Annotated in this window: 15 protein-coding genes; 7 read left to right on the top strand and 8 right to left on the bottom strand. The window is 57.9% G+C overall.

The genetic code is table 11. The annotated features are described in order from the left end of the window. The first annotated feature begins 84 nt into the window (after window positions 1–84). Complete coding sequence (locus ATO67_RS14990) at window positions 85–945, top strand: LysR substrate-binding domain-containing protein (RefSeq protein ID WP_067650845.1); 861 nt, start codon at window positions 85–87, stop codon at window positions 943–945. A 139-nt stretch (window positions 946–1,084) separates the two neighbouring features. Here the strand turns inward: ATO67_RS14990 and ATO67_RS14985 are convergent, their stop codons facing one another. Beyond that, a complete protein-coding gene (locus ATO67_RS14985) occupies window positions 1,085–2,140 on the bottom strand; it encodes a threonine aldolase family protein (protein ID WP_067650843.1) in 1,056 nt (351 codons plus the stop codon). Between the two features lie 365 nt (window positions 2,141–2,505). On the opposite strand from ATO67_RS14985, the gene gltB reads away from it, so the two are divergent. From gltB to ATO67_RS14975, 3 genes are read left to right on the top strand one after another with little or no spacing between them, the layout of a single operon-like run. Beyond that, window positions 2,506–7,245, top strand: a complete 4,740-nt coding sequence (gene gltB / locus ATO67_RS14980) for a glutamate synthase large subunit (RefSeq protein WP_067650840.1) — start codon at window positions 2,506–2,508, stop codon at window positions 7,243–7,245. Between the two features lie 8 nt (window positions 7,246–7,253). Continuing rightward, on the top strand, window positions 7,254–7,412 hold the full coding sequence (locus tag ATO67_RS23145; RefSeq protein WP_157940998.1) for a hypothetical protein: 159 nt from the start codon (window positions 7,254–7,256) through the stop codon (window positions 7,410–7,412). Between the two features lie 14 nt (window positions 7,413–7,426). After that, entirely contained in the window at window positions 7,427–8,884 is a 1,458-nt protein-coding gene (locus ATO67_RS14975) for a glutamate synthase subunit beta (protein WP_067650837.1), read from the top strand. A 171-nt stretch (window positions 8,885–9,055) separates the two neighbouring features. On the opposite strand, the gene ATO67_RS14970 is transcribed toward ATO67_RS14975, so the two are convergent. Both ATO67_RS14970 and ATO67_RS14965 read right to left on the bottom strand, forming a co-directional pair. Beyond that, window positions 9,056–10,288 carry an SGNH/GDSL hydrolase family protein gene (locus tag ATO67_RS14970; RefSeq protein WP_245304000.1) on the bottom strand — a complete coding sequence of 411 codons (1,233 nt, stop codon included), beginning with the start codon at window positions 10,286–10,288 and terminating at the stop codon, window positions 9,056–9,058. Between the two features lie 65 nt (window positions 10,289–10,353). Beyond that, the gene (locus ATO67_RS14965; RefSeq protein WP_245304004.1) at window positions 10,354–11,535 is read right to left on the bottom strand and encodes a lytic murein transglycosylase; all 1,182 of its coding nucleotides are present in this window, start codon (window positions 11,533–11,535) and stop codon (window positions 10,354–10,356) included. Window positions 11,536–11,774: 239 nt separating this feature from the next. Here ATO67_RS14965 and galU point away from each other — a divergent pair, with 239 nt between their 5' ends. Next, a complete protein-coding gene (gene galU / locus ATO67_RS14960) occupies window positions 11,775–12,662 on the top strand; it encodes a UTP--glucose-1-phosphate uridylyltransferase GalU (protein ID WP_067650834.1) in 888 nt (295 codons plus the stop codon). Window positions 12,663–12,713: 51 nt separating this feature from the next. Here the strand turns inward: galU and ATO67_RS14955 are convergent, their stop codons facing one another. Then, window positions 12,714–14,222, bottom strand: coding sequence for an outer membrane beta-barrel protein (locus tag ATO67_RS14955; RefSeq protein ID WP_067650832.1), 1,509 nt, complete (start codon window positions 14,220–14,222; stop codon window positions 12,714–12,716). A 255-nt stretch (window positions 14,223–14,477) separates the two neighbouring features. Here ATO67_RS14955 and ATO67_RS14950 point away from each other — a divergent pair, with 255 nt between their 5' ends. Together ATO67_RS14950 and ATO67_RS14945 are read left to right on the top strand one after the other, a co-directional pair. Further along, window positions 14,478–14,951, top strand: a complete 474-nt coding sequence (locus ATO67_RS14950) for a DUF3617 domain-containing protein (protein WP_158667366.1) — start codon at window positions 14,478–14,480, stop codon at window positions 14,949–14,951. A 78-nt stretch (window positions 14,952–15,029) separates the two neighbouring features. Further along, window positions 15,030–16,025 carry a KpsF/GutQ family sugar-phosphate isomerase gene (locus tag ATO67_RS14945; RefSeq protein WP_067650825.1) on the top strand — a complete coding sequence of 332 codons (996 nt, stop codon included), beginning with the start codon at window positions 15,030–15,032 and terminating at the stop codon, window positions 16,023–16,025. An 11-nt stretch (window positions 16,026–16,036) separates the two neighbouring features. Here ATO67_RS14945 and ATO67_RS14940 read toward each other — a convergent pair whose 3' ends face one another. From ATO67_RS14940 to purE, 4 genes are all read right to left on the bottom strand, one after another. After that, a complete protein-coding gene (locus ATO67_RS14940; protein ID WP_106404967.1) occupies window positions 16,037–16,663 on the bottom strand; it encodes a tetratricopeptide repeat protein in 627 nt (208 codons plus the stop codon). A 101-nt stretch (window positions 16,664–16,764) separates the two neighbouring features. Next, complete coding sequence (ykgO, locus tag ATO67_RS14935; RefSeq protein ID WP_007607121.1) at window positions 16,765–16,890, bottom strand: type B 50S ribosomal protein L36; 126 nt, start codon at window positions 16,888–16,890, stop codon at window positions 16,765–16,767. A gap of 127 nt (window positions 16,891–17,017) precedes the next feature. Next, window positions 17,018–18,127, bottom strand: coding sequence for a 5-(carboxyamino)imidazole ribonucleotide synthase (locus ATO67_RS14930; protein WP_067650824.1), 1,110 nt, complete (start codon window positions 18,125–18,127; stop codon window positions 17,018–17,020). Next, window positions 18,124–18,624: a 5-(carboxyamino)imidazole ribonucleotide mutase gene (purE, locus tag ATO67_RS14925; protein WP_067650822.1), complete on the bottom strand. Its 501-nt coding sequence runs from the start codon at window positions 18,622–18,624 to the stop codon at window positions 18,124–18,126. Before purE ends, ATO67_RS14930 begins: the two co-directional genes overlap by 4 nt. Window positions 18,625–18,627 lie beyond the last annotated feature (3 nt).

Genomic DNA, 18,627 nt, shown 5'->3' with positions numbered 1-18,627 from the left:
CGGTTTCGCATTGAATTGACGGGCATTATTGATCATCATGAAAGCAGATGCAAAAACTAACAGTTATCATGATATGAGATAATGATGCTTAATCTTCAGCACCTTGCCAGCTTTGTAACGCTGGAACAAACCATGAGTTTCACCCATGCCGCCGAGCGGCTGGGTATTGGTCAATCCACGCTCAGCCAGCATATTCAACGGTTGGAAGCATTTCTCGGGCAGCGCCTGATCGCGCGCGATACCCATCGGGTCCGCCTGACGCCAGAAGGTGAGGCTCTGCTGGGTTATGCCCGTAACATGCTGGATATCAACAACAAGGTCGCTGCTCTTTTCGGAGAAAGCAAGCTGCGCGGACGTCTGCGCCTCGGCGTTTCCGAGGATTTCGTTGCAAGCCGCCTGACGGTTATTCTGGAGGAGTTCACCCGGCTTTATCCGCTGGTCGATCTGGAGCTGACGGTGGCGCTGAGCGGCGTGCTTTATGAGATGCAGGATAACGGCGAACTGGATGTGGTGCTGGCGAAGAGGCGGCTGGGCGATCAGCTTGGCCATTTTCTTTATCGGGAACCTCTCGTCTGGCTGGCAAAAGACCCCAATGCCATTTTATCTCGGGAAAATGCCTTGCCGCTTATCGCCTTCCCGCCGCCGAGCATCACCCGAAAGGCCGCGCAGGAAGCGCTCGACCGCGCTGGTGTCGCATGGCGTATCGTCTGCACCTGCGCCAGCCTCAGCGGACTGACGGCTGCCGCGCGTGCAGGGATGGGCGTTCTCGTCCAGCCCCGCAGCATGGCCCCATCCGGCCTGCGCGAACTACCGAAGGGCGCGCTGCCTGCACTGGAAGACGTGGAATTCGTGCTTCAGCCGCGAAAGGGGGCGGATCCGGAACTGGTGGAGGCGCTGTCGAAGCTGGTGATGGCGAAGGGGATGGTGCCGGGGAGTTCTGTGTGAGCTTTTCCTCTCCGTCATTCCGGCCCTGAGCTGGAATCCAGTCAGCCCAAGTCCTTGGGCTGAAAAGGCTTTTTTCGCCGCGCAGACGCGCGTCTGCTGGATCCCGGATCAAGTCCGGGATGACGGAGGAGACGCGGTTTTAGGACGTCCCACAAATCCGCAAGAAATCATCCACGTCGTTTTCCAACGTCGCAAAGCTGGTAACGAGGCGGATGAGTTGTTCGTTGTCGCCGACTGGTTCCGGCATGTCGTGCGGAACTGGCCAATCGTAGAAGCTGGCGCCGGCGTCTTTCGCGGCCTTGGCCTTATCCTTGTTCAGCACTACGAACAATTCGTTGGACTGCGTTTGCCAAGCCAATCTTGCGCTGTTGGAGGCCGAGAGGCCTTCGCGCAGGCGGGTTGCCATGGCATTGGCGTGGGCGGCCAGTTCCAGCCAGAGGTCATTGGCGAAATAGGCATCGAATTGCGCGGCCATGAAGCGGGTCTTGGAGAAAAGCTGGGCGGAGCGCTTGCGAATGAAGGGCAGGTCTTCTGCCGTTTTCGGGTCCATATAGACGATGGCTTCCGCACACCAGCAACCGTTCTTGGTCGCGCCGAAGGACAAAATGTCAACGCCCCGTTTCCATGTCATTTCCGCAGGCGTCGTGTCCAGCGCGATCAGCGCGTTGCCGAATCGCGCGCCGTCCATGTGCAGTGGCACACCGGCATTTTTGGCGATTTTTGAAATGGCATCGATTTCATCGAGGTCGTAGACCGTGCCTTGTTCCGTTGCCTGTGTTACAGTCACCAGCATTGGCTGGCCCTGATGGATGGAGCCCGGCGGGAAACGGCCGATGGCGGCTTCGAGGTTCTTCGGCAGCATCTTCCCGTTCGGTCCGGCAACCGGCATCAGGCGCGAGGCGTTCGAGAAGTAGACCGGCGCGCCGCATTCGTCTTCGATGACATGGGCCTCGGAGTGACAAAAGGCGATACCGCCGGGGCGGGCAACGCTGGCCATGGCCAGTGAATTGGCAGCCGTGCCGGTCCCGACGAAGAAGACGGCGACTTCGCGCTCGAAAATTTCGTTGAAGCGCTTCTCGATGGCGCGGTCCAGCTCGCTTGTGCCGTAGGCGGCGGCAAAACGGGTGGATTCCTTCATCAGCCGCTCATTGATGGCGGGGTGGGCGCCTGCCCAATTGTCGGAAGCAAAAAACATGGGTCTGCACTTTCGATGAGTTGACGATGGAAGGGAGTGGCGGATCTGCCAAACGATTGTCGTTTTATGGCCTTATCTTCGGGAACGCAAATCCGGCAATGAAAGCAAGGATTTCGGGATTTTTCCGGAAGAAAATTGCGCAAAGATTCGCGTGAGAGACATTTAGCGTCATTTAGTACGTTTATAAAATGTCGGGGTGGACTTGCAGAGTGCGACCGTTTCTGTCAAAATCCAACCAGAATTAAGACAGTATTGCTGTCCTAAATTGACAAGCGGATGCAAACCCACTATCCGGAAAGGGTGAGGTGGTTGAGCGTCCGCCTCTCTGCGTGAAGCCATGCAACCTGTTGCAGGAGGGACGAAAAATGACGATCAAGCTGGAAGGCGAAAACGCCACTGCTATCTTGACCAACGACTGTCCGACGAGTGCCCAGCCGAAGGCTGGCGTGCGCGCGACGATTGGCGGCCTGCCTCCAAAGCAGGGTCTTTACGATCCGCGCAACGAGCACGATGCCTGCGGCGTCGGCTTTGTGGCACATATGAAGGGTCAGAAGTCGCACCAGATCGTCAAGGACGGTCTGTTCATTCTCGAGAACCTGACCCATCGCGGCGCTGTCGGTGCCGATCCCTTGATGGGTGATGGTGCGGGCATTCTGGTACAGATCCCCGACAAGTTCTTCCGCGAAGAAATGGCGCTTCAGGGTGTAACGCTGCCGAAGGCTGGCGAATATGCAGTCGGCCACATCTTCATGTCCCGTGATGCGGCTCAGATCGAGCACTACAAGAAGGTCATCATCGATGTCGTCGCCGACGCGGGACAGCAGTTCCTCGGCTTCCGCGATGTTCCCGTCGACAACTCTTCTCTGTCGGAAGCGCCTGATATTGCCGCCACCGAACCGCACCATGTGCAGGTCTTCATCGGTGCCGGTCGGGATGCCGCGACCAATGCCGATTTCGAGCGTCAGCTGTTCTTGATCCGCAAGGTCATTTCCAACACCATCTATGATGCAGGCGGTGGCAAGGAAGCGCAGGATTTCTATCCGGTTTCGCTGTCATCCTCGACCATTGTCTATAAGGGTATGTTCCTGGCCTATCAGGTTGGTGCCTATTACAAGGATCTGGCTGATCCTCGTTTCGAGAGTGCTGTGGCCCTTGTTCACCAGCGTTTCTCCACCAACACCTTCCCATCGTGGAAGCTCGCGCACCCTTACCGCATGGTCGCTCATAACGGCGAAATCAACACGCTGCGCGGCAACGTCAACTGGATGGCGGCGCGTCAGGCTTCTGTTGCATCGCCGCTGTTTGGCGAAGACATCTCCAAGCTCTGGCCGATTTCCTACGAGGGACAGTCGGACACCGCCTGCTTCGACAACGCGCTGGAATTCCTCGTGCGCGGCGGTTACTCAATGGCGCATGCCGTGATGATGCTGATCCCCGAGGCGTGGGCGGGCAACCAGTCCATGTCGCCGGAACGCAAGGCATTTTACGAATATCACGCCGCTCTTATGGAGCCATGGGATGGCCCGGCCGCCGTGGCCTTTACCGATGGCAAGCAGATCGGCGCGACACTCGACCGCAACGGTCTGCGTCCGGCCCGTTATCTCGTCACCGATGACGACCGCATCATCATGGCGTCCGAAGCTGGCACATTACCTGTGCCGGAAGAGCGCATCATCAAGAAGTGGCGCTTGCAGCCCGGTAAGATGCTGCTGATCGACATGGAAAAGGGTGCCATCATTTCCGATGAGGATGTGAAGCGCGAACTGGCGACCAAGCATCCTTACCGCACATGGCTGGACCGCACCCAGTTGATCCTCGAAGACCTGAAGCCCGTCGAGCCCCGTGCTTTGCGTCGCGACGTTTCTCTCCTCGACCGTCAGCAGGCCTTTGGTTACACCAGCGAAGACACCAAGTTGCTGATGTCGCCCATGGCCACGACCGGTCAGGAAGCCATCGGCTCGATGGGGACGGATACGCCGATTTCGGCGATGTCGTCCAAGTCGAAGTCGCTTTACACATATTTCAAGCAGAACTTTGCGCAGGTCACCAATCCACCGATCGACCCGATCCGCGAAGAGCTGGTGATGAGCCTCGTCTCCTTCATTGGTCCGCGTCCGAACATTCTCGACCATGAGGGCGCGGCTCGTGCCAAACGTCTGGAAGTTCGCCAGCCGATCCTGACCAATGGCGATCTGGAGAAGATCCGCTCCATCGGTCACACCGAGGACCGTTTCGATACCAAGACGCTGGACTTCACCTACGCCGTGGAGCGCGGTGCCGAAGGCATGCCCGAGATGCTGGACCGTTTGTGTGAGCGTGCGGAATCCGCTGTTCGCGGCGGCTACAACATCATCGTTCTCTCGGACCGTCAGTTGGGGCCGGACCGCATCGCTATTCCAGCGTTGCTGGCAACCGCTGCCGTGCATCATCATCTCATCCGCAAGGGTTTGCGCACATCGGTCGGTCTCGTTGTCGAAACCGGCGAGCCGCGCGAAGTGCACCATTTCTGCCTTCTGGCCGGTTACGGTGCGGAAGCCATCAACCCCTATCTCGCCTTCGATACGCTTCTGGATATGCACAAGCACAATGCATTCCCGAAGGAAGTGTCTGATGATGAAGTCGTCTATCGCTACATCAAGGCTGTCGGTAAGGGCATTCTCAAGGTCATGTCCAAGATGGGCATTTCCACCTACCAGTCCTATTGCGGCGCGCAGATTTTCGACGCCATCGGCCTATCCTCGGAGTTTATCGAGCAATATTTCTTCGGCACCGCCACACAAATTGAAGGCGTTGGCCTGAAGGAAATTGCCGAGGAAACCGTGTCGCGTCACACAGACGCATTCGGCAAGGACCCTATCCTCGCCAGCACGCTGGATATTGGTGGCGAATATGCCTATCGCATGCGCGGCGAAAACCATGCCTGGAGCCCGGATGCGGTTGCCACCTTGCAGCATGCCGTGCGCGGCAACAGCCAGGAGCGTTACCGCGAATTCGCCGAAATGGTAAACGACACCAACCTGCGCATGAACACCATTCGCGGTCTGTTCAAGGTCAAGGGCGCGGAAGCTTTGGGCCGCAAGCCTATCGCCATCGATGAGGTCGAGCCTGCCGTCGATATCGTCAAACGTTTCTCCACCGGTGCCATGTCCTTCGGCTCCATCAGCCGTGAGGCGCACACAACGCTCGCCATTGCCATGAACCGCATTGGTGGCAAGTCCAACACAGGTGAGGGCGGTGAAGAATCCGACCGTTATCTGCCGTTGCTCAACGGCAACCCAAACCCGGAACGCTCTGCCATCAAGCAGATCGCCTCTGGCCGCTTCGGTGTGACGACGGAATATCTCGTCAATGCCGATATGTTGCAGATCAAGGTTGCACAGGGTGCCAAGCCTGGCGAAGGCGGCCAGTTGCCCGGCCACAAGGTGGATGCAACGGTTGCCAAGACCCGTCATTCCACACCGGGCGTCGGCCTCATCTCGCCACCGCCGCACCATGATATCTATTCGATCGAAGATCTGGCGCAGCTGATCTACGACCTGAAGAACGTCAACCCGGAAGCCGATGTTTCCGTCAAGCTCGTCTCCGAAGTGGGTGTCGGCACGGTTGCCGCCGGTGTTGCCAAGGCACGTGCAGACCATATCACCGTCTCCGGTTTCGATGGCGGCACAGGCGCTTCTCCGCTGACGTCGCTGAAGCATGCCGGTTCCCCATGGGAAATCGGTCTTGCCGAGACACAGCAGACGCTTGTTATGAACGGCCTTCGTTCGCGCATCGCCTTGCAGGTGGATGGCGGATTGAAAACCGGTCGTGATGTCATCATCGGCGCGTTGCTGGGAGCCGACGAATTCGGCTTTGCGACGGCTCCGCTGATCGCGGCTGGCTGCATCATGATGCGTAAGTGCCACTTGAACACTTGCCCCGTGGGCGTTGCGACACAGGACCCGGTTCTGCGCAAGCGTTTCAAGGGCGCACCGGAACACGTCATCAACTACTTCTTCTTCGTCGCCGAAGAAGTGCGCGAAATTCTTGCCTCGCTGGGTGTGTCCAGGCTGGATGAGATCATCGGCGCTTCCGAACTGCTCAAGAAGGATGACATGCTGGCGCACTGGAAGGCCAAGGGGCTTGATTTTAGCCGCATCTTCCACAAGGTCGATGCACCGAAGGAAGCAACCTACTGGACCGAACGCCAGAAGCACCCGATCGACGACATTCTCGACCGCAAGCTGATCGAGAAGTCCATGCCATCGCTTGAAAACCGCGAGCCTGTGGTTTTCGAAGTGCCGATCAAGAACGTTGACCGCTCTACCGGTGCCATGCTCTCGGGCGCGCTTGCCAAGCGTTGGGGCCATAAGGGCCTGAAGGACGACACCATTCACGTGTTGCTGCGCGGCACGGCGGGTCAATCCTTCGGCGCGTTCCTTGCGCGCGGCATCACGTTCGATCTGGTGGGTGATGGTAACGACTATGTCGGCAAGGGCCTGTCAGGTGGCCGCATCATCGTGCGTCCGCCGGAAAATGCTCGTATTGTTGCGGAAAACTCGATCATCGTCGGCAACACGGTTCTCTATGGTGCGATCACCGGCGAATGCTACTTCCGTGGTGTGGCGGGTGAACGCTTTGCCGTTCGCAACTCCGGTGCCATCGCCGTTGTCGAAGGCGTGGGTGACCATGGCTGCGAATATATGACGGGCGGCATTGTCGTTGTTCTGGGTGAAACCGGGCGCAACTTCGCAGCCGGCATGTCCGGCGGCGTGGCCTATGTTCTGGATGAGCAGGGCGATTTCGCCAAGCGCTGCAACATGGCCATGGTCGAGCTGGAGCCGGTGCCGGAAGAAGACGACATGCTGGAAAAACTGCACCATCACGGTGGCGACCTGATGCACAAGGGACGTGTGGACGTTTCCGAAGACATGACGCGCCACGACGAGGAGCGCCTCTACCAGATGATCTCCAACCACTTCCACTACACCAACTCCAACCGCGCCAAGGACATTCTGGACCGCTGGAGCGAGTTCCGTCCTAAATTCCGCAAGGTCATGCCGGTGGAATACCGCCGTGCGCTTGAGGATATGGAGCGGATGAAGCTGGGCGTGGCGGCGGAGTAATCCGACGCGTGAAGTCGCTACACCGACTGATCTCGCTGTTGATCGCGGTCGCCGTTCCCACGGCGATCTACTGGACGAGCGGCGAGATCAGACTTGAGTTCATCGTACTGGGAGCAGCCGTGGGCGGCGCTTATTGGTACTGGGGCCCGACGGGTGCCCTGCTTTGATGTGAGGATATAACATGGGCAAGGTTACAGGTTTTCTGGAAATAGACCGTCAGGTTGGCAAGTATCAGCCAGCGTCGGACCGTATTCGCCATTTCCGGGAATTTACTATTCCCATGTCGGACCCCGAGGTGCAGAAGCAGGCGGCGCGCTGCATGGACTGTGGCATTCCCTATTGCCACGGCCCGACCGGCTGCCCGGTTCATAACCAGATCCCCGACTGGAACGATCTGGTCTATAACAACAATTGGGAAGAGGCGATCCGCAACCTCCACTCCACCAACAACTTCCCGGAATTCACAGGCCGTGTCTGTCCTGCACCTTGCGAGGAAGCCTGCACGCTGAACCTTGAAGATGCGCCGGTCGCGATCAAGACGGTCGAGCAGGCCATTGCCGACAAGGCTTACGAGCTTGGTTTCATCGTGCCGAAGCCTGCCACGGTTCACACCGGCAAGAAGGTTGCCATCATCGGTTCCGGCCCGTCAGGTCTGGCGGCAGCGCAGCAACTGGGGCGTGCCGGTCACGATGTGCATGTCTATGAGCGTGAATCCAAGGCTGGCGGTCTGCTCCGTTATGGTATTCCCGATTTCAAGATGGAGAAGAACTTCATCGATCGCCGCGTCGAGCAGATCAAGGGCGAGGGCGTGACGTTCCATTACGGCGTCAATGTTGGCGTCGATGTCACCGTCGAAACGCTGACGACGGATCACGATGCCGTTCTGTATTGCGGCGGCTCGGAAACCCCACGTCCAGCCGGTATCGGTGGCACCGAATATCACGGCGTTCACGATGCGATGCCGTACCTCGTGCAGCAGAACCGGCGCGTTGGTCGTGAAAACATCGACAGCATCGGTTGGCCTTCCGATCCAATCCTTGCAGGTGGCAAGCATGTGGTCGTCGTCGGCGGTGGCGATACGGCATCGGATTGCGTCGGCACGGCGTTCCGCCAGGGTGCGGTGAAGGTCACCCAGCTCGACATTCGCCCGATGCCTCCTGAAAAGGAAGACAAGCTGGCCGTCTGGCCCTATTGGGCAACCAAGATGCGCACATCCTCCAGCCAGGCCGAAGGTGCAGCCCGTGAGTTCCAGGTGGCAACGCTTGAATTCGTTGGTGATGAAGATGGCGTGCTGACCGGTGTGAAGTGCTGCCAGGTGGATGATGCCCGCAAGCCGATTGCAGGCTCGGAATTCATCATCAAGGCCGATCTCGCCTTCATCGCCATCGGCTTCTCCGGCCCGTTCACCGACAGCGTTCTGAAGGAACTGGACGGCAAGCTGACGCTGAACACCGACCGCCGCGGCTCCACCAACGTCGTTGCCAACGACAAGGACTACAAGACTTCGGTCGATAAGCTCTGGGTGGCGGGTGACGTGCGTCGTGGCCAGTCCCTCGTCGTCTGGGCCATCCGCGAAGGTCGACAGGCCGCACGTGCGATTGATGAAGCGCTGATGGGCGAGACGCTTCTTCCGCGTTGAGAAACCGCTATTACAGAAATAAAAGCCTCCGATGGTCTTAGGCCGTTGGAGGCTTGTTTATTTCAAGCTGCTGAGGAAGCCTTAAGTACGAAATGTGATTTCGCTCATCGAAGGAGACGAAGAGCCGCTCGGCATCTATGGGTGATTCGGCATCGACCGAACTATGGCCCGTTACTTGGCCGCCGTCTCCGCTGGCGCGGGCATGCGGTAATCATCCACGCGACCCAGAGGCGCCGCGTCCATCAGGCCTTGTTTCGTCAGCCGTTCTCTGGGTGAAGGCACGACTGAGAATTTGGCGACTGGTTTGTCGCCTAGAAGCACGTCGCCGCCATCGAGGTCGGGGTCGGTCAGGCTTATGGGCTGGGTGCGGACCTGTTGGGCGTCGATCCCGAGGGCTGGCAGGGAGGTAAGGGCTGGAAGGTTGCTGCCGTCGAGCGTCGTCAGGTCCGGGGTTGCGCCATCCAGATGGCGGCGCACGAATTTTTCGACGTAAAAGGCGAGTTTCCGCTTGCCGGCCTGCGTCATGCCGATGCCATCGGCTTCACGAAGGCGCGCCTGCTGGCCGTTGACGTCATAGCCTGTGGTCACGAACTTGCCACCCTCGTCCACGAAGCCATCCCAGACATCCACGAACTCGCCGCCTGCCTTTTCGATATGGCTGCGGTAAAGACGGTTGAAACTGACGAAATCCGCGGTCAGGGATGGTGACTGGAAGGCAGGCAGGCCCACCCACAGCACTGGAACCTGCTGGCGTTTGGCAAGCGTGATCAGCGCGTCGATGCGCCGCTCATATTCCTTGAGCCATGCCTCGGTGCCGTATTTTTCTTTTACGTCGCCGATCACCATCTGCTGGCGGTCGTTGGAGCCCATCATGATGACGATGGTCGCAGGGCTGGTTTCCTTGATGAATTGCGGCAGGTTGGAAAACCAATCGTAATAATCCGAGCGTACCAGACCGGACGAACCGTTGGAGCGCACGTCTACCGAGATGGCGGGGGAGCTTCCAAAGGTCGAAACCAGCGCTTCACCCATGGCGCCCGCCAGAAAATCACCGATGACCAGAACGCGGCGGGCGGTTTCAAGTTTGGCAACGGGGCCAGGTTTTTCCGTTCGCATCTGCACCACCGAGGGTGTCTTGCGTGGTGCTGGCGGGCGGGTGACAGCACGGTTGTCACGCGGTGGCGGCCTGCGCATTCTCTGTTGCTGGTTGCGTTCCGGCGCATACATGCGGTCATCGCGCCTGATGGGGCTACCGAACATCATTTCAAACAGCGTGCGACGCTCGCGCATTTCCTGTGCCTGGGCGAAATCGGAGACGACCGGCAGGCAGATGACCAGCGCAAAAAACACGGCACCGCTGCGCCGTGTCTTGCTCCATTTAGTGCCTGTGTTTTGCGTCACCACGGCATGAACCTCCCGGACGGCTCTTTATTATATTTTTCTAATTCTGGTGCCGTCGGCAGGTTCTGTCAATTGCGCAGGGCGCGCAGTAACAGGCGCGATGGTTCACCATCGTTTTCCATGCCCATACGCTTCTGGATTGCGCTGATAGCAGCCTTGGAACCGGAGCCGAAATTGCCATCGACCTCGCCATCATAATAGCCGAGTTCTTTCATGCGGGTCTGCAATTCGAACTTTTCCTTTACGTCCAGCGTGTTGTCCGGGCGCGGCCAGCGTTGCTGCATACCACCGGTTCCGGCGATTTCATCAGCCAGAAGACCCACGGCCAGTGCGTAGCTGTCGGATGCGTTGTATCTCTTGATGGTGAAAAAGTTCTTCGTCATCAGGAAGCCGGGGCCGTTGCCACCGCCTTGCATCTTCAGCATCGCACGGTCAGAACCACGTGGAAAACCCTTGCCGTTGGGGCGGGCAAATCCAAGCTTCTGCCACTCGGCCATGCTCTTCGTCTGGCCTTGATAGCGTGCGCCACCGGTTGGTACGGCTGTTTCATAACCCCAGGTCTTGCCAGGCTCCCAGCCGTTCTTGGCCAGAAGATTGGCAGCTGTGGCCAGCGCGTCGGGAATGGAGTGCCAGATATCGCGCTTGCCATTGCCGTCGGCGTCAACTGCGTAGAGCAGGTAGCTGGTGGGAATGAACTGCGTGTGGCCCATGGCACCGGCCCATGATCCGGTCAGTTGCTTCGGCGTCACGTCACCGTTCTGAAGAATTTTCAGAGCCGCAATCAATTGGGTGCGGGCAAACTTGCCGCGCTTGGGGTCGGAATAGGCGAGGGTTGCCAGCGCCTGGGTGATATTGTGCAGGCGTTCCGGCTTTTCCAGAACTGCACCGTAATTGGATTCCATCGACCAGATGGCGAGAATGATGTGCTTGTCCACCTTGAAGTTACGCTCGATCCAGTTGAGCGTGGTGGCATGCTTCATCTTCATTTCGCGGCCGATGCGGACCGTATAGGGGTTTACGCGGCTATCGACGTAATCCCAGATCTTGGTGGTGAATTCGGGCTGGAACGTCGCCTTGCGCAGGGCGTCCGGGTCAGGCTCGGTTACACCCGCAAATGCCTTCTGATAGGTCGATTTGGTGATGCCTTCCTTGGCGGCAGTGGTATAGAACTGGTTGATCCATTGTCTGAAGCCTGCGTCGGCATTCGCTGTTGCAGGCGCAAGGGCAATTGTAATGCCCGCAAATGCCATGCAGCCATATTTACGGACGGTGGAAAGGATCAGCTTTTTCATCGGCAGTCTTTCGTTTCTCTCGAATGTCATTTCGATAGCGAGATACGCATCGGGCTTAACGATGTAATACCAACTCAAAGTCAACAAATTCTTTACCATTAACCAAAGGTATCGTCACTCTTTACAAAAGTTTGCCACTTTTTAAATAACAAAGTCGTGTGCAATTAATGCTCCAGTGAATCTCTGAGGAGGGATGTGTGGTAGAACATAAAAAAATTCGGAAAGCGGTTTTCCCAGTCGCGGGTCTTGGAACACGTTTCCTGCCTGCAACCAAAGCGGTTCCGAAGGAAATGCTGACCGTTGTGGACAAGCCTGTCATCCAGTACGTGGTGGATGAGGCCGCTGAAGCCGGTATCGAGCATTTCGTGTTCGTTACGGGACGCGGTAAAGGCGTTATCGAAGATTATTTCGATATTCAGTTCGAGCTCGAGCAGATGCTGCGCGAGCGTAACAAGAATGCCGAGCTGACGCTTCTGTCGAACATTCTGCCAAAAGCAGGTACGGCAAGCTTCACGCGCCAGCAGGTTCCGCTCGGTCTTGGCCATGCGGTCTGGTGCGCACGCGACATCGTTGGCGACGAGCCTTTCGCGGTGCTGCTGCCCGACATGATCATGCACTCCAAGAAAAGTTGCCTCAAGGGCATGGTCGATCTCTACGACCAGACCGGTGGCAACGTCATCGCTGTTCAGGAATGCGAGCCGGACCAGACGCACAAATATGGCATCGTCGGCGTTGGCGAGACCGTGGGCGAAGGCTTCAAGATTACCGAGATGGTGGAAAAGCCAGCCAAGGGAACTGCTCCGTCGAACTACTACATCAACGGTCGCTACATCCTTCAGCCCGAGATTTTCAAGATTCTTGAAAATCAGGAACGTGGTGCTGGCAACGAGATACAGCTAACCGATGGTATGTTGGCGCTTGCCAAGCAACAGGAGTTTGCCGGTTATCGCTTCGACGGCGAAACTTTCGATTGCGGTGCCAAGGATGGCTTCATCCTCGCCAACCTCGCCTTCGCGCTGGAGCGTGCTGATATTCGCCCATCCATCGAAGAGCCGTTGAGGAAGCTGGTCAGCCGGCTGAAGTGAGTCTTCCGATTTGAAATGATGAAATCCCGGCCTCGTGCCGGGATTTTTATTTTACCGCTTCAGTGTCAGACCGGCACCGATCCGCCATTGTCTGTTGTCGGTAACGGGTGTTGTTTCGTAGCTGATGTCGGTGGTCAGATCGAGATAGCGGTTGATGCTCCAAGTCAGTCCGGCGCCAGCGACATATTCCGTTTCGTCGTCGAGGCTGGAGGTAAGATAGGAGCGACGTTCTATGCCTGCGGTCAATCGTGCCACCAGATCGCTGCGCAATTGCTGGGTCAGGCCGGTGGTGAACTGCCGGGAAATCCAGCCACCGCGTGGTCCGCCCGCAAAATCCTCGATTGTCGTGCGAAGTCCGAAGCTGACATCCGTGCCGCGCTGCGGCGACCAGACGATGTTACCGTCGATGGCCAGAGCATCGATGGCGGAGAGCCTGCTGTCATCATAACCCTTGCGCAGGTAACCGACGGCGGCTTCACCCTTCAGTTTTTCACCCAGATCGATCTGCGCGCCGACCTTTGCGCCGTAGGATTGCGACGAGCGTTCATAGCCGGTGTTGTCGCGGCTCTGGTCGTAATTGGTCAGACCCGCCGTAATCTCGAGAAACGGGATGAGGGCAGGGGAAAGCTCGTATCCCAGACGCCCTCGAAGTCCCGCACCATAGCGGTCACGGTCACTGAGGCTGATGGCCTGGCCGTTGACGCCCTTGGCATCCGTATAGATCGTGCGCGAAAGGTCGAGCGCGGCCAAAGCCTTCAATATCCCGACATTTCGCTCGATTGATGCGCCACCGGTAAACACATGTTCGCCACCTTGAACGGACGCACCGGATACGGCGTTGGGATCATTGGTATCTTCGCGGCTGAAGGCGTAACCAGCGGTCAGATTGGCTTGCGTACTGTCGCCGAGGTCGAGGCGAAGGTCAGCGCCGATATTGGCGCTTGGTTCTTCGCCCGCGCTGCTACCGCCGATATTACGCTGGTAGGCACCATCGCCCGTTACCGTTAGTGCGTGGCGGGACCAGTCGCTGGTCAGTGTGCCGCGAATGCCCGTCGTCAGATAATTGCGGCTGGTCGAGCTGCCGGGAAATGTCTTGTTTTCGTGGTTCAGAGTCTGGCTGATCGAAGGGCGCAGGGTGAGCGTCCCGATGCGAATGCCAGGAGCGGTGCCGTCATCTATCGTCGCATTCTCCCCGCCGTCGACGGTCGGTTCGAAGGTGTTTTCGCGCGTATCGACGGGTTCGACAGCCTCATCGCCCTCTTCAGGAATTGCCTCGCCGGGGTTGGTCGCCGGGCGGATGCTGCCGGTCGTGACGGTGTTCGGCGCGACTGGCGCTGTCGGTTGGCGGCTGGAACTAGTCGGATCGATGACGGACAGGTCGTTCTGTCCAATGAAAGGATCAGCGCTGGTCAGCGTTCTGCTGGCGGTCGTTGCGACAGGTCTTTGGGTGGTGGATTGGGCAAACCCTTGCGCTGCCGGGCACAGCATGGTGCAAGCCAGCAGCGCTACGGCTGCTTTCCGCCACGTCGGCAGACGTCTTGCGGTGCTGTGAAAAACCATGCTCGTTTCTATCCGGTTCTGACCAAATCATTGCCGAAAGTAAGTCTGCCATCGTCAGCATATGCGAACCGTTATCAGGCATAAGCACATGTTTTTCTTCGGAGATTTTACGTGTCGGCAGTGCCGTATTGAGAGGGCAGTTTGCCCGTGCCGGGTTATTTTATGGTTAACGTTCTGTAAAAAACGTTGGAAACGCCTGCGCTCTTCAATGGGTGAGCAGGCTCGTTTATAGGACGCGCTGTATGACATTGAGGAATGGAAAAATTGAACAGGTTTTTGCGATACGCCGCTTGTTTCATGGGTTGGGTAATGTTGCCGCCAGTTGCGACCGCTGCGTCGGAACCGCCACCCCGCAAGGCCGGACTATGGGTGGTGACGTCGAGGGACAACCCGTTCGCGAACTGGTCGGCCTGCGTTGGAGACAAAAAGGACAATTTCATCGACAGTGATGTTTGGGATAATTTTGCCAACGAGTGCCAAGTTGCCCATACGGAAAAGACCGCGGACGGCGAGACGGTCTTTGCCTATTGCGAGTCCGCTTTAAGTGGCAAGGTAAAGCTTCTCCTGGAGTTTTCAGGCGATTTCCAGAGTGAATACAAGTTTCAGTCCACGACCGTGTTCACTGGCAAGACGGGACAAGAAGAGGGGCAGACCTTTACGGTGGATGGACGTTACGCGGGCGAGTGTCCCGCTGATTTGCCTGTCGGCAGGAAGAAAATGGCGCACTGAAACGCGTTTTCAATTATTGGCAAAGTCTCTAAGCGTGGCCAATAGACATGTTTTATTGAAAAGAGTATCAGTCCCAGCATGATTACGAGAGCTGTCACACTGGTTGAAAACCACGCCGTCGAGTCCGCGTTGCGGACTGTTTCCATCGAAAAAAACGGCCTTGCCGCATTGGAGCAGGCGCTGCTGGGCGACCTTGGGGATGGTTTCTGCAAGGCCATCGACGCCATTGGTAAATCGGATGGTCGTCTCATCATCACCGGTGTCGGCAAAAGTGGTCATATCGGCTCCAAGCTCGCTGCTACCTTTGCATCAACGGGAACACCAGCCTTCTTCGTGCATGCGGCAGAAGCCAACCATGGCGATCTTGGCATGATCGGCGGTAATGATGTGGTGCTTGCCATTTCCAAGGGTGGAGAAAGCGTCGAGCTTCGCAGCATCATCAATTACACCAGACGCTTTTCCATTCCACTGATCGCGATGACATGCACCGAGCAGGGCTCGCTTGCGAAATCCTCCGACATCGTTCTGCTGATACCCAATGAGCAGGAAGCCTGCCCGCATGGGCTTGCTCCGACGACCTCTACCATGATGCAATTGGCGTTGGGCGACGCACTGGCCGTCGCTCTTCTGGAAGCACGCAGTTTCACCGCGGGTGACTTCCGCGTGTTTCACCCCGGTGGAAAACTCGGCGCCAGCCTCGCGCTGGTTGGCGATATCATGCATACGGGTGAGCGCCTGCCGCTGGTGTCAAAGGGTACGCCAATGCAGGAAGCCGTCAGCGTTCTGGCGCGCAAGCATTTCGGTTGCGTGGCGGTGCTGGATGAGGATGGCCGCCTTTGCGGCATCGTCACCGAGGGCGACATGGCGCGCAATCTGGCGCGCAATCTGTCGGAACTCTCTGTCGATGAGATCATGACGGTGAAGCCGAAGACCGTGACCAAGAGCGTGCTGGCAACGGCTGCGCTGGCAACGCTGGAGAAACATCATATCGGTGCGCTGATCGTGGTGGATGAAGACAACCGCCCCATCGGCCTCGTGCACTTCCACGACCTGCTGCGTATCGGCGTGGCGTAAGCCGGACCTGATTAGCTGCGCGTACCCGCCAGCTTCTCGGAGAGATCGCCCACTTCCTTCTGTGCTTCCTTGTCGGCGGGGTAGAGCGCCAGATAGCGTTCCCACACTTTCAGTGCCAGCTCGTTGCGATCTGTGCTTTCGAGAATATTGGCGAGGCTGGCAAGCGCCGGGAAATAGCGCGGCTCCTTTTCCAGCGTCTGGTTCAGGTCCGACATAGCCTTGCGGGTATCGCCATCAGCGAAATGCACGAGTGCACGGCGATACCATGCTTCCGCATAATCCGGCTCAAGCAGAATGGTCTGGTCCAGAAAGTCGTAGGCTGCGGCCTTGCGCTTTTCGTCGGCGGCTTCTTCCGCCCATTTCATCAGAAGATTGATGGTGGCGCTGCCGGAGTCGGTCCACTCGCCGACGATCTCGTTGGCGATCACGCGAGCCTTCTGGGCATCACGTTCTTTTTTCAGGCTGGTGAACAGGCCACCGACTGAATCGCTGGAGAGGTTGTCTGGCGGAGTAGCTGTTTGCGCTGGGTTTGCCGAATCGGCAGCATGGGCAGCTGAAACATAAAAAGCGGGAAGCGCGCTAAGGGCGGCGGTTCCGAGGCAGGCAATGAGAAACGTATGAAAACAAAATTGGCGCATACGAATACGATAATCCGCCTGCGCCAATTATGAAATCAAATTCTGTAGTCTATCAACAATGTGATCCCCCTCGACCGGGCGGACACGCATGCAGCCGGTAATCAGCCCTGACGAGCTTTGAAACGCGGGTTCATCTTGTTGATGATGTAGACGCGGCCCTTGCGGCGAACCAGACGGTTATCGCGGTGACGGGCCTTAAGCGCTTTGAGCGAGTTCTTGATTTTCATTTTTCTGGTCCGCAGTTTGGCGTGACGCTTCTTGCCACGCATATATAAACAATCAAAAACGCGCTACGAGGGCGCGCTTCTTTCGGTTGGCAGGCAAATACCTTGTCAGTCTTTGCCTGTCAACACGCTAAGGCATATTTTGCCGGGAAAGACTTGGTTTTCCGGGGTTCATGAGCGCCGTTACATGGCCCATCTTGCGGCCCGCGCGCGCTTCCGTCTTGCCGTAGAGATGCACGAGGCAGTCTGTTTTGGCCAGCCATTGCGGCACGTCATGGATGTCATCGCCGATGAGATTGGTCATCACGCAGTCGGAATGGCGCTGTGTGGAGCCGGGGGAGAGCCCCACTACCGCGCGGATATGCTGTTCGAATTGTGAGATGACGCAGGCCGCTTCCGTCCAGTGGCCGGTATTGTGTACACGCGGTGCCATTTCGTTGGCCACCAGCGAGCCATCGGGCAAAACAAAGAACTCGATGCCGACGACGCCGACATAATCGAGCGCCGCGAGCAACTTCTCTGCCGATTCCACGGCAACCGTTCTGGCGGCGTCTGAAAGCTTCGCTGGAACGGTGGAGGTGTGCAGTATGCCGGCGAGATGCACGTTCTCTGCCGGGTCGTAGCAGGTGACAGAGCCGTCCTGAAAACGAGCGGCAATGATGGAGATTTCGCGCTCGAAGGCAATGAAGCTTTCGAGGATGAGGGGAACGCTGCCCAACGCATCGAATGCGCCGGTCAGGTCTTCGCCACCCTTGAACACGCGCTGGCCCTTGCCATCATAACCCATGCGGCGGGTCTTCAGCACACCTTTGCCGCCGAAATCCGACAGTGCGGCTTCGAGGTTCGCCTGATCATCGACCTGGCGGAAATCGGCTGTGGGGATGCCGCAATCGTTGAGGAAGCGCTTTTCGGTCAAGCGGTCCTGCGAGGCGCTGAGCGCCTGTGGTGGCGGGAAGACGGGAACGGAAGCGGCTAGCGTCTGGGCTGCAACCACCGGCACGTTTTCAAATTCGTAGGTTACGACATCACAGACATTTGCCAGTTCGGCCAGCGCCTTTTCGTCGTCATAGGCGGCGACGATCTGGCGATTGCAGACCTGCGCTGCCGGACAGTCGGCCTGTGGCTCCAGCACGATGGTGCGGAAGTTGAGGCGCGCTGCAGCCATGGCCAGCATGCGGGCAAGCTGACCGCCACCGATAATGCCGATGGTTCCTGATTTCCCGGTCACTTCCAAGGTCATTGCGGGGTGTCCATGGGGTATTCGGCAATGGCTGCCGTCTGGCGGGCGCGGTACTCGTCCAGCCGGTCGGCCAGATCTTCGTCGGATAGCGCAAGCACGGCGGCGGCGAGCAGAGCGGCATTGATGGCACCGGCACGACCGATGGCGAGTGTGCCAACGGGAATGCCTGCCGGCATCTGGACGATGGAATAGAGACTATCCTGCCCCGACATGGTCTTGGACTGCACGGGGACACCAAATACCGGAAGCGGTGTCAGTGAAGCCGTCATGCCCGGCAGATGGGCGGCACCGCCAGCACCGGCGATGATGACCTTGAAACCTTCGTCACGCGCGCCGCTGGCGAAACTGAACATCCTCTCCGGTGTGCGGTGGGCGGAAATGATGCGCGCTTCATATTCCACATCCAGCGCATCCAGCGTGTCGGCTGCGTTTTTCATGGTCTCCCAGTCGGACTGGCTTCCCATGATGATGGCGACGGGCGGTGTCTCTGTGCTCAACGG

The organism is Agrobacterium bohemicum, assembly GCF_001562555.1.
Taxonomy (GTDB): domain Bacteria; phylum Pseudomonadota; class Alphaproteobacteria; order Rhizobiales; family Rhizobiaceae; genus Agrobacterium; species Agrobacterium bohemicum.
The sequence above is the reverse complement of the archived record's forward strand: the minus strand, read 5'-3'. Positions and strand labels throughout refer to the sequence as shown.

Coding starts and splice junctions, on each gene's coding strand:
- ykgO (WP_007607121.1), bottom strand. CDS start 16,890: ATGAAAATCAAGAACTCGCTCAAAGCGCTTAAGGCCCGTCACCGCGAT.
- ATO67_RS14990 (WP_067650845.1), top strand. CDS start 85: ATGCTTAATCTTCAGCACCTTGCCAGCTTTGTAACGCTGGAACAAACC.
- ATO67_RS14930 (WP_067650824.1), bottom strand. CDS start 18,127: ATGACCTTGGAAGTGACCGGGAAATCAGGAACCATCGGCATTATCGGT.
- ATO67_RS14955 (WP_067650832.1), bottom strand. CDS start 14,222: ATGGTTTTTCACAGCACCGCAAGACGTCTGCCGACGTGGCGGAAAGCA.
- ATO67_RS14985 (WP_067650843.1), bottom strand. CDS start 2,140: ATGTTTTTTGCTTCCGACAATTGGGCAGGCGCCCACCCCGCCATCAAT.
- ATO67_RS14965 (WP_245304004.1), bottom strand. CDS start 11,535: ATGGCATTTGCGGGCATTACAATTGCCCTTGCGCCTGCAACAGCGAAT.
- gltB (WP_067650840.1), top strand. CDS start 2,506: ATGACGATCAAGCTGGAAGGCGAAAACGCCACTGCTATCTTGACCAAC.
- ATO67_RS14945 (WP_067650825.1), top strand. CDS start 15,030: ATGATTACGAGAGCTGTCACACTGGTTGAAAACCACGCCGTCGAGTCC.
- ATO67_RS14950 (WP_158667366.1), top strand. CDS start 14,478: ATGGAAAAATTGAACAGGTTTTTGCGATACGCCGCTTGTTTCATGGGT.
- ATO67_RS14940 (WP_106404967.1), bottom strand. CDS start 16,663: ATGCGCCAATTTTGTTTTCATACGTTTCTCATTGCCTGCCTCGGAACC.
- ATO67_RS14975 (WP_067650837.1), top strand. CDS start 7,427: ATGGGCAAGGTTACAGGTTTTCTGGAAATAGACCGTCAGGTTGGCAAG.